General features: G+C 62.1%; 16 protein-coding genes and 1 riboswitch. Of the genes, 8 read left to right on the top strand and 8 right to left on the bottom strand.

Going from position 1 to position 11,921, the window contains the following annotated elements; translation table 11 throughout:
* Positions 1-223: 223 nt before the first annotated feature.
* Complete coding sequence (locus AO064_RS07225; protein ID WP_015884996.1) at positions 224-667, bottom strand: hypothetical protein; 444 nt, start codon at positions 665-667, stop codon at positions 224-226.
* Between the two features lie 103 nt (positions 668-770).
* Positions 771-964, top strand: a riboswitch (cobalamin riboswitch).
* Between the two features lie 116 nt (positions 965-1,080).
* Here AO064_RS07225 and AO064_RS07220 point away from each other — a divergent pair.
* The 3 genes from AO064_RS07220 to AO064_RS07210 are packed head-to-tail and all read left to right on the top strand — an operon-like array spanning position 1,081 to position 3,853.
* A complete protein-coding gene (locus tag AO064_RS07220) occupies positions 1,081-2,091 on the top strand; it encodes an ABC transporter substrate-binding protein (RefSeq protein ID WP_064052849.1) in 1,011 nt (336 codons plus the stop codon).
* Positions 2,088-3,092, top strand: a complete 1,005-nt coding sequence (locus AO064_RS07215; protein ID WP_015884998.1) for a FecCD family ABC transporter permease — start codon at positions 2,088-2,090, stop codon at positions 3,090-3,092. Before AO064_RS07220 ends, AO064_RS07215 begins: the two co-directional genes overlap by 4 nt.
* The gene (locus AO064_RS07210) at positions 3,089-3,853 is read left to right on the top strand and encodes an ABC transporter ATP-binding protein (protein ID WP_064052848.1); all 765 of its coding nucleotides are present in this window, start codon (positions 3,089-3,091) and stop codon (positions 3,851-3,853) included. The genes AO064_RS07215 and AO064_RS07210 overlap by 4 nt, the downstream gene beginning before the upstream one ends.
* A gap of 179 nt (positions 3,854-4,032) precedes the next feature.
* On the opposite strand, the gene AO064_RS07205 is transcribed toward AO064_RS07210, so the two are convergent.
* Both AO064_RS07205 and AO064_RS07200 read right to left on the bottom strand, forming a co-directional pair.
* Positions 4,033-4,530, bottom strand: coding sequence for a GNAT family N-acetyltransferase (locus AO064_RS07205; protein WP_064052847.1), 498 nt, complete (start codon positions 4,528-4,530; stop codon positions 4,033-4,035).
* Positions 4,527-4,751 (bottom strand): hypothetical protein, encoded by a 225-nt coding sequence (locus AO064_RS07200; protein ID WP_064052846.1) that lies wholly within the window; start codon positions 4,749-4,751, stop codon positions 4,527-4,529. The genes AO064_RS07205 and AO064_RS07200 overlap by 4 nt, the downstream gene beginning before the upstream one ends.
* A 214-nt stretch (positions 4,752-4,965) precedes the next feature.
* Here AO064_RS07200 and AO064_RS07195 point away from each other — a divergent pair, with 214 nt between their 5' ends.
* Positions 4,966-5,400, top strand: a complete 435-nt coding sequence (locus tag AO064_RS07195; RefSeq protein ID WP_064052845.1) for a DUF6678 family protein — start codon at positions 4,966-4,968, stop codon at positions 5,398-5,400.
* Between the two features lie 188 nt (positions 5,401-5,588).
* Here AO064_RS07195 and AO064_RS07190 read toward each other — a convergent pair whose 3' ends face one another.
* From AO064_RS07190 to AO064_RS07170, 5 genes are all read right to left on the bottom strand, one after another.
* Entirely contained in the window at positions 5,589-6,515 is a 927-nt protein-coding gene (locus tag AO064_RS07190) for an alpha/beta hydrolase fold domain-containing protein (protein ID WP_064052844.1), read from the bottom strand.
* Entirely contained in the window at positions 6,515-6,955 is a 441-nt protein-coding gene (gene tspO, locus AO064_RS07185) for a tryptophan-rich sensory protein TspO (protein ID WP_064052843.1), read from the bottom strand. Before tspO ends, AO064_RS07190 begins: the two co-directional genes overlap by 1 nt.
* A gap of 65 nt (positions 6,956-7,020) precedes the next feature.
* Positions 7,021-7,581, bottom strand: coding sequence for a nucleotidyltransferase family protein (locus AO064_RS07180; protein ID WP_064052868.1), 561 nt, complete (start codon positions 7,579-7,581; stop codon positions 7,021-7,023).
* A gap of 179 nt (positions 7,582-7,760) precedes the next feature.
* The gene (locus tag AO064_RS07175) at positions 7,761-7,994 is read right to left on the bottom strand and encodes a hypothetical protein (RefSeq protein ID WP_046036616.1); all 234 of its coding nucleotides are present in this window, start codon (positions 7,992-7,994) and stop codon (positions 7,761-7,763) included.
* Positions 7,995-8,100: 106 nt separating this feature from the next.
* A complete protein-coding gene (locus tag AO064_RS07170; RefSeq protein WP_064052842.1) occupies positions 8,101-9,042 on the bottom strand; it encodes a hypothetical protein in 942 nt (313 codons plus the stop codon).
* 128 nt (positions 9,043-9,170) lie between these two features.
* Between AO064_RS07170 and AO064_RS07165 the strand changes: the two genes are divergently transcribed.
* The 4 genes from AO064_RS07165 to AO064_RS07150 all read left to right on the top strand — a co-directional run bounded on the left by AO064_RS07165 (position 9,171) and on the right by AO064_RS07150 (position 11,680).
* Positions 9,171-9,602, top strand: coding sequence for a YeeE/YedE family protein (locus AO064_RS07165; protein ID WP_064052841.1), 432 nt, complete (start codon positions 9,171-9,173; stop codon positions 9,600-9,602).
* Positions 9,603-9,604: 2 nt separating this feature from the next.
* Positions 9,605-10,030, top strand: coding sequence for a YeeE/YedE family protein (locus AO064_RS07160; protein WP_064052840.1), 426 nt, complete (start codon positions 9,605-9,607; stop codon positions 10,028-10,030).
* 85 nt (positions 10,031-10,115) lie between these two features.
* On the top strand, positions 10,116-11,105 hold the full coding sequence (locus tag AO064_RS07155; RefSeq protein ID WP_064052839.1) for a zinc-dependent alcohol dehydrogenase family protein: 990 nt from the start codon (positions 10,116-10,118) through the stop codon (positions 11,103-11,105).
* Between the two features lie 335 nt (positions 11,106-11,440).
* Complete coding sequence (locus AO064_RS07150) at positions 11,441-11,680, top strand: DUF6124 family protein (protein ID WP_064052838.1); 240 nt, start codon at positions 11,441-11,443, stop codon at positions 11,678-11,680.
* Positions 11,681-11,921 lie beyond the last annotated feature (241 nt).

The raw sequence follows: 11,921 nt of genomic DNA, 5'->3' as shown, positions 1-11,921 counted from the left end.
ATGCACATGTTTCAACCGACCGGGTAATCAAGGCTGCCAAAACGAAAAGACCTTGAAAGGGATGGCCGTAAGGGCGGAACCCACAGCGGCCGTTACCGCAGCAACGGATATGTACCCGGTCTGATCCAACATCCAGGTCGGCGGTCAGGCCGCCAGCGGGAGCAAGCTCCCTCGCCACAGGGCCAGCACCGTACCCAGAGTTATCAGGCCAACGGGCAAACCCTCATTGCGCATTGATGTAATGAAACTGCGCCTGGGTTTTCTCGACCGCCGCACGCACCGTGTCCTTCTGCGCCTCAGTGCCCGAGTAGTAAATCTGCATCCCCTTCAAATCCTGCCCTTCGACTGCTTTGCCGATCACCGCAACATCAACCGGCGTGCCGGCACCGATAATCAAAAAGAACACATCGCCCAAGCGTTTGGCATCAAGCAGCTCTCCCCTGAGGCGAGCAGCGTTTTGCTCACCCGCCATGGAAATCGCCAGGGTATCGCCGAACATCCCGCTTTTGGGGATGCTCATCGTGTGCAAACGGAGTTTGTCCGACCCGGCCGGCATCGACGCGACATACGCGGTGGCGGCCTCGTCAAGAATCTGCTTTTCAGATTTACCCTGGGTGGCACAACCGGCGAGCGTGGCGACGAGGGCGAACGCGAGAAATAATTTCACTGTGTATTCCTTGTGATAAAGCGATCCATTGGCTGCGCATCATAGGAGCCCCACCGCCAAAGAGCCACCGTTGGCTTCACGGCCTCCCGTTCAACCTCGCGATCGACTACCATACCGCGCCGGTTCCCAACGGGACTAATAGGGAATCCGAAGCGCGGTCCCCCCGCGTCAATCGGAACTGCCCCCGCAACTGTAGGTGCTGAGCCTGCTCCTCGATGCCACTGGACCTTGTCCGGGAAGGCCGGAGCGTGGCGACGACGCATCAGTCAGGAGACCTGCCGGCTCAAGCTCAATCACTAACCGGCGGGGTGTCCGGGAAGGACATTCTTGCCTGTCTCTACCACAGCGCTCGAGGGTGTATTTCCGAACCGTACCTCCCCAGTTGCACGTACGGTTCACTCGGAGATCGTCCCATGCTGCCACGCGTTACCGCCCTGCTCACCGGCATTGGCTTCTGTGCCCTGGCCCACGCCGCGCCCACCCACTACCCACTCACCGTGGAAAACTGCGGCAGTAGCCTCACCTTCCAGCAGGCGCCGGCGCGCAGCGTGACCATCGGCCAAGCCGCTACCGAGATGCTCTACGCCTTGGGCGTGGGCGATAAAGTGGTCGGCACTTCGCTGTGGTTCAACAGCGTGTTACCGCAGTACAAGGCACAGAACGACCGCATCGAGCGCCTGGCCAACAACGAGCCGAGCTTCGAAGCCGTGATCGCCAAACGCCCGCAATTGGTGGCCGCCGAGCTGGAATGGGTGGTCGGGCCGCAGGGCGTGGTCGGCACCCGCGAGCAATTCCATGAACTGAAGATCCCCACCTACCTGCTGCCCTCCGACTGCGAAGGCAAGGACAACCTGGTGGGCGCCGACGGCACGCGGCTGGAGCCGTTCCGTATCGAGAGCATTTATAAAAGCATCAGCCAGCTGGCGCAGATCTTCGACGTACAGGATCGCGGCCAGCAGTTGAACGACGAACTCAAGGCGCGCCTGGCCAAATCCGTCGCCACCGTGCAGAGCAAAGGCCTCAAGCAGGCCAGCGCGTTGGTGTGGTTCTCCAGCTCGGAGATGGCCAGCGACCCGTACGTGGCCGGCCACAAAGGCATTCCCCAGTTCATGCTGCAAACCCTCGGCCTGTCCAACGTGGTGCAGTCCGATGAAGAGTGGCCCGCCGTCGGCTGGGAAACCATTGCCAAGGCCAACCCGACCTTCCTGGTGATCGCCCGCATGGACCGTCGCCGCTACCCCGCCGACGACCATGAAAAGAAACTCGCCTTCCTGCGCAGCGACCCGGTGACCCGCAACATGGACGCGGTAAAAAACAACCGCATTATCATCCTCGACGCCCTGGCGTTGCAGGCCAGCATCCGCATGTTCGACGGCCTTGAACAACTGGCCACGGCCATCGACGGCTACGACCTGCCAAAATGATGCGCACCCTATTCGCCCTGGCATTGCTGCTGATCGCCGTACTCGCCGGCGTGGCCATCGGCGAAACCGCCATTTCGCCGCAGGTCGTGCTCCAGGTGCTCGCCAACAAACTGTGGGCGGCCGGCTACGTGCTCGACCCCATCGATGAAGGCGTGGTGTGGAACTACCGCCTCACTCGCGCACTGGTCGCCGCCGCCTGCGGTGCGGGGTTGGCGACGTGCGGGGTGATCCTGCAATCACTGTTGCGCAACCCGCTGGCCGATCCGTACCTGCTGGGCATCAGCGCCGGCGCATCGACCGGCGCGGTATTGGTGGCGTTGATGGGCGTGGGCGGCGGGTTGATTTCGTTGTCGGCCGGCGCGTTTGTCGGTGCGATGGCGGCGTTTGCGCTGGTGATCCTGCTGGCGCGTGCCAGCGGATCGGCCAGCGGCACCGGCCAGATCATCCTCGCGGGCATTGCCGGTTCGCAGTTGTTCAATGCGCTCACCGCGTTCCTGATCACCAAATCGGCCAGTTCCGAACAGGCACGCGGCATCCTGTTTTGGCTACTGGGCAACCTCAGCGGCGTGCGCTGGCCGTCGGTGTGGCTGGCGGTGCCGGTGGCGGTCGTGGGTTTGGCCGTGTGCCTGTGGCACCGTCGGGCGCTGGATGCGTTTACCTTTGGCAGCGACTCGGCAGCGTCCCTCGGCATTCCGGTGCGCCGGGTGCAGTTTGTGCTGGTGGGCTGCGCGGCCCTGGTGACGGCAGTGATGGTGTCGATTGTCGGCTCCATCGGCTTTGTCGGGCTGGTGATTCCGCATGCTGTGCGCCTGCTGCTCGGCACCGGGCATTCGCGCCTGCTGCCGGCAAGCGCCTTGGGTGGCGCATTGTTTTTGATTGCGGCGGACGTGCTGTCACGCACGCTGATCAAGGGCCAGGTGATTCCCGTTGGCGTGGTCACGGCGCTGGTGGGCGCGCCGGTGTTTGCGCTGATCCTGATCGGCCGGAGGAACGCGCGATGACGGTTCTGAGCTGCACCGGGCTGGGTTTCAAGGTGCGCGAGGCCGAGCTGCTGCGCGACATTCATCTGGACGTACACCTGGGCGAAACCCTCGGCATCGTCGGCCCGAACGGCTCGGGCAAATCGACCTTGCTCAAACTGCTGGCCGGCCTGCGTACACCCGCGTCCGGCGAAGTGTTACTGGGCGGCCGGCGCCTGGGCAGCCTGTCACGCCGTGCCATCGCGCAGCAACTGGCGGTGGTGGAACAACAGGCCGACACCGACGACGCCATCCGCGTGTTCGACGCCGTGGCGCTGGGCCGTACGCCGTGGTTGTCGGCGTTGAGCCCGTGGTCCTTGGATGACGACGCCATCGTGAACCAGGCCTTGCATGACGTCGACGCCACCCACCTGAGTCGGCGCGCCTGGCGCAGCCTCTCGGGCGGTGAACGCCAACGCGTGCACATCGCCCGTGCATTGGCGCAACGGCCGCAGATCCTGTTGTTGGATGAGCCGACCAATCACCTGGATATCCAGCATCAACTGGGGATTTTGAAGGGCGTGCAACGGTTGCCTGTCACCACCTTGATTGCCCTGCATGACCTGAACCAGTCGCTGACCTGTGACCGCTTGGCGGTGCTGGACCACGGGCGGTTGGTGGCGCTGGGCAAACCCCTGGATGTGCTGACGCCACAGCGGTTGCAGGAGACGTTTGGGGTGCAGGCGCACTACCTGACAGACCCGTTTGATGGGGCGCAAATCCTGCGGCTACGCCCGATCTAAAGCCGGAGTAAAGCGTTACTGTAGTGAGCGGGCTTGCACCGCGCTGGGCTGCGCAGCAGCCACAATAAGGCCGCTGCATTCCTCCAGGTCGAACCGGGGCGTATGGCTTCAGGGGGCTGCTTCGCAGCCCAGCGCGGGGCAAGCCCGCTCACTACAACAAGCCCCCCCGGAGCATTGGTCTATAAAGCCCTGTGCATATGCGTCGTCCGCCACACCGGGTCTGCTTCCACATCCACGACCTCAAACCCCTGCCGAACCCAAAATTCAATTGCGCCCGGCAAAAACGGATGGGTATGCAAGTACATCACCTCCACCCGATCGGCTTTCGCCATCGCTTCCAACGCACGGTACAACTGCCCCGCCAAGCCAAAACGGCGAAACGCTGGTGCTACAAACAAACGCACTACTTCCACCGTCTTGCGGCCTTGGTAATTCAACTGCGGAAAACGCATGTCATAGGGCAGATAACCCATGGCAGCGACGATTTGGCCCTCATCGCGCGCGATAAGAAAACGCCCATCGCCCTGCAGATAAACCGCCTCGAACCGCGCCAGGTCCGCCGGCATCCCTGTGGCGCCGAGCGTGGGAAACAGCTCGGCACGGGCGTGCAGCACAAACCTCAGCACCTCGGGGATATCCGCCGCCGTGACCGTCTGAATAATGGGACTTGTGCTCATGCAACCTCTATCTGCGTAATCCCTACCACCTGCGCCTGCTCCAGAATTTGCTCCGGCAGCGCATCCGCAGGCGGCAGGATCAAGCCATTTTCCGCATCGCCAAAATGCAACTGCAGCAGGTGCAACGCCGCCTCGTGTACCCGCAACTCAGGCTGGTTGAGTTCGAATGCATGGGTGCGGGGTTCGCCGTTGAACTGATAGTTGATGGTGTATTCGCGCATGGGGGGTCCTTGTTATGGGAGAGAGGCAACTGATTAGCCGGATCAGATCACCAAGTTTCAAGCTCCCAACCCGCTCTTGGCAAAGATAGCCAGGTTACTCGTTCAGACAATTCCCGGAGGCAAAAAAAGTAAAACCCAATATCCTGGACCACCATTAAGCTGCTGGAAGTCACGCAAACGTATCAGTCAAATGAGTGAGTCGAGAGTGATAAATATGAATGAACTACCGGGCCCCGGCGCCCGACAGAATGATAAAAACCGCAAGACCATCCAGACCACCGTCGCGGCAAGAAACCTGGCAGGCGCGGCAAACAACACCAAGTGGAACGAACTGATTACACACATGCGCCAGCGCTCGGAGTGGGTACCTTCGTATCGCTCAAAATGCATCACAGGCCATATCTCGGGATGGGATGTGGAATGGTTTTACCACCTGCCGTTCCCTTTTGCGTATGTCGAATGGCTCGACATCGGCGTGTGGCAAGAGGCGCCTTCGTTGGGCGTATTACTGCCACGAACGTATATTGACCATACCGACGAAATCTCTCAGGTTGTCTCGCAGATAGGCTTCGAATTTGAAGTGAAGGCCGATGTGCTGAGAATATGGGGCTACCTTCCAAAATCCTACGATGACTTTCCGCCAGCATAACGTACAGCGGCGGATTCTACGGCGACGCCGCTTCAGCCACCCTCACTGTAGTGAGCGGGCTTGCCCCGCGCTGGGTGGCGAAGCCGCCCCAAACCCAGGCGCCTCGGTGTGTCTGGGCTACCGTTGCGACCCTGGCGCGGGGCAAGCCCGCTCACCACAAGTTACAGTCGGCATGGCAGGTTGAATGATCATCCCGCCGTCATCCCCAGTCGGGCACTGATCCACTGGCGGCTATAAGCAAGCACGCTCCCCCCCATCGCCACCGGAAAATGAATAAACCCATGCGCCGCCTCCGGCAACAGGTGCGCCTCAGCGCCAGGCCACCGCTCAGCGATCAACAGCGTGTCATCCTTCAACGGGTCCAACTCCCCCACAAACATCAACGCCGGCGGCAGGCCCTCGAAGTCGCCATACAACGGTGACAACGGCGGCTGGCGACGCTCCTCATCGCTCAACCCCGGCGTCAGCCTGCGCAGTGCCTCGACCATGCCCGGCCCGTCTAGCAACAACGTGTGCGGCCCCGCCGTGCGCACGCTCGGGGTACCGGTCAGGTCGTAGACGCCGTAATACAGCACCGCTGCGCTCACCCGCTTGAGCACGTCCGGCCATTGCTTCAACGCCAGCAACGTCGCCGCCGCCAAATGCCCACCGGCCGATTCACCGACGACGATCACCGGCAAGTCGGCAAATTCATCGGTGGTCAGCAACCAGCGCGCGGCCGCCAGGCAGTCGTCCATCAGGCCCTCGACCGGCGTGTCGACTGCCAGCCGATAGTCCACCGACACCACCGTCACGTCGCAGGCGTTGACCATGCCGAGGTTGAGGTCGTCGTTCATCTGCGCATTGCCGATCACCCAGCCGCCGCCGTGGATGTCCAGCACCACGCCCTTGGGCTTGCCGCTCGGCCGCAGGATGCGCACCGGGACTGACCCCACGAGTCGGGTCTCAGCCACCGGCGCCCGCTTGATCTTTTGACTGGCGCGCAACAACGCCTGGATCAGGCGCGGCGTAACGCGATTGCGGATTTTAAAACGTGGCATCCACGCGAGTTTCTGGTTGAAACGGCGCATCTCGGCCCGTTCAGGCTCACTGGCGGGCCAGGGTGTGTAGGCCATCACCGGTTATTCCGCAGGATCGAGAAATTCAGCGCTGCCGCCACACACAGCCACGCCAGGTAAGGGAACAGGATCAAGCCGGTGATCAGGTCCAGGCGCACCGCCAGCACCACCATCGCCGCCACGGTCACCCACAGCACCGCGATAATCACCATCCCCGCCAGTAAGCGATGGGCGCCGAAGAACACCGGCGTCCACAGCGTATTCAACGCGATCTGCGCCGCCCACAGGGCCAACACCATTTGACTGCCTGGGATAAGGCTCAGGCGATAACCGGCCCAGGCCAGCAATAGGTAGATGATCGTCCATGCCACCGGGAACAGCCAATTGGGTGGGGTGAAGCTGGGCTTGACCAGGGATTCGTACCAGGCGCCGGGTTTGAAGATGACGCCGGTACTGGCAGCGGCGGCGCAGGCGAGCAGGAAGATGAAGAAGGTCATGGTCGGTCCTTGGCTGGGCATTTCAAGCTTGGACGCGCAGGACACGGGTAAAAGTTCACTGCCATTCAGGGCATCACGATGTTCAGCCAAGGCCACCGCGTTTGATAACTGCGGGCCTTCTGCAGGAACAACTCCCGCTCCGGATGCAGCGGGTTGATGCGCAGCACACCCTGCTCCACATCCTCCAAACCATACGGCGCATACACCTCACCCGTCGCAATCTCCAAGCCGATGCACGTACCCGCCACCAGGTAACGATCAATCCCCTGCTTGGCCGTGTGCAACTGCGGATACGGCCGACCAAACCGCTGGCCATACCACAGATGAACCCGCGCCTGGTTCTTCACTTCAACATTCACGCCCAGGTCCTGGAACAGCACCTCGGCCGCGCGGATCACCGCATCCTCAGCCTCGTAGGACAGGTCCGTATCGAAGTAGAAAACGTCGTAGTCCTTTACGCCCTGGTCAGCAGGCAGGTTCGACTGATGATTCCACACCGCCTGGAACAGGCAGCCCGCCGTGAGAAAGCACTGGTCCACGCCAAGGTCGGGCAGGCGCGCGGTAATCTCGGCATTGATGGGGTTGGCCATGGCCAGGTTGAGCAAAGCGTCGACGGTCAATGTCATGCGCATTNTGACCTTCCCCGCCGCTCCCTTTGTGGCGAGGGCGCTTGCTCCCGTTGGGGCGCGAAGCGGCCCTCATCGGCGTCCGTGTTTTGCCTGATAACCCGCGTCAGCCGGTTTTGAGACTGCTGCGCAGCCCACCGGGAGCAAGCGCCCTCGCCACCAGGAGGACCGACCGATGATCAAGCCTTCAACTCACCCGCACGGTGAGTCGCCGCGTCATCGTAAACCACATACAACGACTCGGCGACCTGGCTTTTGATGGCCTTGGTCGACTCAAGACCCAGCACAAAACCCTCGGCTTTACCGCCGGCACGGTTGAGTTCTTCAGGGGTGGCGGCGCCGGTGATGGCGTCGAAAAGCTTGGTGGCGTGGGGGCCTACGCCTTTGGGCAGGCTGATCTGGTCGATGGACATGGGCGATACCTTAAAAGAGAGAGATCGGTAGCGCGTGGAACCACTGCCGGGGGTGGCATGGTAGACCGGCTGGAACAGAAAGGGGCGGCTTTTGATTAACCTGCGCTCAGGGCGCCGACTTGAACCGGCCTTGAAACGCGATGCGCAGGCATGCCCAGGCGATATAGCCCACGATCACCACCTCGAACACGCCGATGAGCAGGTTGAATGAAAAGGTGACGGGTTGCTCCGCCCAATAAAAGGTCGTTGCACGGGATCGAAAACCACTGACCCGCAGTCGCCCCGTGAACAGCGCGGGCACCAGTGCGAAGAGCTGCGACAGCTCCAACACCGCCAAAAACGCACCCAGCAGGCCCAGCAGACCGCGTGCGGGCATGCCAACAGCCTCGGTCGACTCCGCTGAAGGCGCAGGCTCTTTTGCTTTTTGCGCGCGGGCGACCTTGGCCGGGGATCGCGCAGGCCTATAAGGCGGTTTGCGCGGCGCCGACGCATCGATCACGTCGGTGGGCACCGCCATGTTCAGGTAGCCGGCCAATTCCGCCAGCCACCGCTCGGTGCGCGGGCTGCCCGGTACCACCGGAACATTGTCGGGGGTCAAGCGGTGCTCGGTGCCATCGCGCATCACCAACCACAGCTGGGTGTAGATCGGCTTCGCCTGTGGGCGGCGGCGCAGTTCGAGGACGTGTGGGTGATCGAGTCGAAACGCCTGACACACCCGCTCGCGGCGCCCAAAGGCATTGCGGGTCAGGCGTTGCCCCTCCCCGTCGTGTCGCGACAAACGCAAGGTCTCGCGAATGCCGGTGTACACCATCAGGAACAGCCCCATGGCCGGCATCAGCAGCAACGCGAGCACGATCAGCAGCGAGGACAGCGGGTGCAGGCCCACCAGCGGCAAATAGCCCTCGATGATCCCGCACACCACGAACACCACCGGCACGCTCAAGGCCAGCCCGCCTACCCACCACACGACAGCACTCTGCACAGGGTTGTGCGAGTGGATGAGCAAATCATCCTGCACCGTTCGCTCGAACCGATGGCCAATCCACATGCCGCTCTCCTGATGTGCGTGCGTGGCCCCGGATGATACGTGAGCGCGCCCATTTGTTTCATGACCCTCCCCACAAAACCGTGATATCGATAAGCTTGATCCCCCACCCGCCGCGCAGGCCCCGCACCATGACCCTCTCTCCCGACTTCACCCCCTGGGCCTCCCTGCTCGGCGGCGCACTGATCGGCCTCAGCGCCGGCCTGTTCATCCTGCTCAACGGCCGCATCGCCGGCATCAGCGGCCTGCTCGGCAGCCTGCTGGCCAAACGCGGCGAAGGGCGCGCTGAAAAAGGCCTGTTCCTGCTCGGCCTGCTCGCCTCGCCCTGGCTCTGGTCACTGTTCGGCACCCTGCCCAGCGCGTCGGTCCAGGCCGGTGGCGCTGCGTTGGTGCTGGCGGGGCTGCTGGTCGGCATCGGCACACGCTACGGCGCCGGGTGCACCAGTGGGCATGGGATCTGCGGGCTGTCGCGCTTGTCGTTGCGCTCGCTGGTGGCGGTGGGTTGCTTCATGGGCAGCGGGTTTGCCGCTGTCTACGTGACTCGCCACCTGCTAGGAGCTTGAGCATGCGCAAACTGACCGCATTAATCGCAGGCCTGATCTTCGGCCTGGGGCTGTACCTCAGCGGCATGACCAACCCGGCAAAGGTGCTGGGGTTTCTCGACCTGGCCGGTGAATGGGACCCTTCCCTGGCGCTCGTCATGCTCGGTGCGCTCGTGGTCAGCAGCGTGTTCTTCTACTCCGCCAGGCACCGACGCACCTCGTTACTGGGCGCGCCGATGCAGATGCCGACCCACCGCACAATCGACCGGCGGCTGGTGCTCGGCAGCGTGGTGTTCGGGGTTGGCTGGGGGATCGCCGGGTTGTGTCCGGGGCCTGCAGTGGCATTGTTGCTGACAGGACAATGGCAGGTGGGGGTGTTCGTGCTGGCGATGGGGGTGGGAATGTGGGTGTTTGAAGGAATGGAGTCGCGCAGGTCGGCCAAGGCTTGATACGCGGGCAAGACGTTCTGCTTTATCTCACCCCGCCCCCGGCCTACATTGAACGCCTCATGGATCAATACCGAGGTCAACATTCATGGCACGCATAGTCAGGATTCACGCCTACGGCGACGCCAGCGTCTTGAAACTGGAAGACGTGGACGTCCCCGCCCCTGCAGCCGATGAAGTGCAAATCGACGTCAAAGCCTTCGGCCTCAACCGCGCCGAAGTGATGTTCCGCAACCACGCCTACCTGCAGGAAGCCGAATTCCCCAGCCGCCTGGGCTACGAAGCAGCCGGCGTGGTGATCGCAGTCGGCGCCGATGTCACCGACATTCAAGTGGGCGACGCCGTCAGCGTCATCCCACCGCTCGGCATCGCCCGCTGGGGCACCTACGGCGAAGTGGCCAACGTGCCCGCCCACCTCACCGTCAAACACCCGCAAACCCTCAGCTTCGTGCAAGCCGCCGCGTCTTGGATGCAATACGTCACCGCCTGGGGCGCGCTGGTGGAACAGGCCAAACTGACCCAGGGCGACGTGGTGTTGGTGACTGCCGCCTCCAGCAGCGTCGGCCTGGCCGCCTTCCAGATCGCCCGCAGCGTCGGCGCCACCGCCATCGCCGTGACCCGCACCCGTGCGAAAAAACAGGCGCTGCTGGATGCCGGCGCGGCCCATGTGATCGTCAGCGATGAAGAGGATCTGGTCGAACGCGTGATGCAATTGACCGACGGCCAAGGCGCCCGCGTGGTGTTCGACCCCATCGGCGGGCCGGGCTTTGAAGCGCTCACCCAGAGCATGGCCAGGGGCGGGATATTGCTGGAGTACGGCGCGCTGAGTTCGGAGCCGACACCGTTTCCATTGTTTACCGTGCTGGGCAAATGTTTGACGCTCAAGGGGTATCTCTACGCCGAGATCGTGGCTGACCCGCTGGTGTTGGCGCGGGCCAAGGCGTTTATTTTGGAGGGGCTGGCGTCGGGGGCGTTGTCGCCGGTGATTGCGAAGACGTTTGGGTTGGATGAAGTGCAGGAGGCGCATCGGTTTTTGGAGGCGAACCAGCAGGTTGGGAAGGTGGTGGTGACGGTGTGAGGGCGGTGTCCTAGGACAATTCCCAAAGCTGGGGGATGGGTTGCCCGATTGCCTACGCGTGCGTCAGAATCCGCCGGCTTGTGCGCTGGGGTGGTCGAATCTAAGGTGGCGCGGTCGCTGAATTTCTCGGTGATCGGGTTTAGTAGCCCGGATCGGTTATCTAAATGTGCATGAGCTTCATCAGTCAGACATCGCGTCTGTGCTTGATGGCGGCTGTGCGCAGGGCGTCCTCGGACGCGCCGGCTTTAGATATCCACCGGTCTACTAACCTGCGTACAGCTGCCACCCACTCGTTTAGTAGCGGGGATGTGGCGGCATAAGCCAGGATATCTTTTATGTCTAAGGTCATACCGGATTCAACCGCGCTTTTCTGCGTTGCTCCAGACGCCAGCAATGAAGCCCTCGTTACCAATAGCTACGAGACCTTCGCCTCGGTCAGCACCCTTCTGCTCGACCTCTCCGAAAGCCTGAGTGGCAAACAGCGTGACGTCGCGCTGGCAATTCACCAACTGAGTGAATTGGGCGTGTTACTCACAGCCAAGCTTCTTGATCGTGAGGCCCCCTCCGCTGGCTGATCATAGCTATCCAGAAGGCGAGGCGGATCAGTCGCTGAGTCATAGTACGAAAAAAGGAGGACGGATTGATCCATGAAGAATCGTTTCGTCCCCTTTTCAATGGTCTCAAAACGGCCTTTCATGAATGGCTACTCTCGGCCAGAAGCAGCCGATAGGATTAGACTACATCGAAGTCCTGTCAGAGATTATTTGTATGCTGATTGAGTGCCACAGGTGCAGCCAAGGTTACGTTCGACCAATT

It is taken from the genome of Pseudomonas marginalis, assembly GCF_001645105.1.
In the GTDB taxonomy this organism is placed as follows: domain Bacteria; phylum Pseudomonadota; class Gammaproteobacteria; order Pseudomonadales; family Pseudomonadaceae; genus Aquipseudomonas; species Aquipseudomonas petroselini.
The sequence above is the reverse complement of the archived record's forward strand: the minus strand, read 5'-3'. Positions and strand labels throughout refer to the sequence as shown.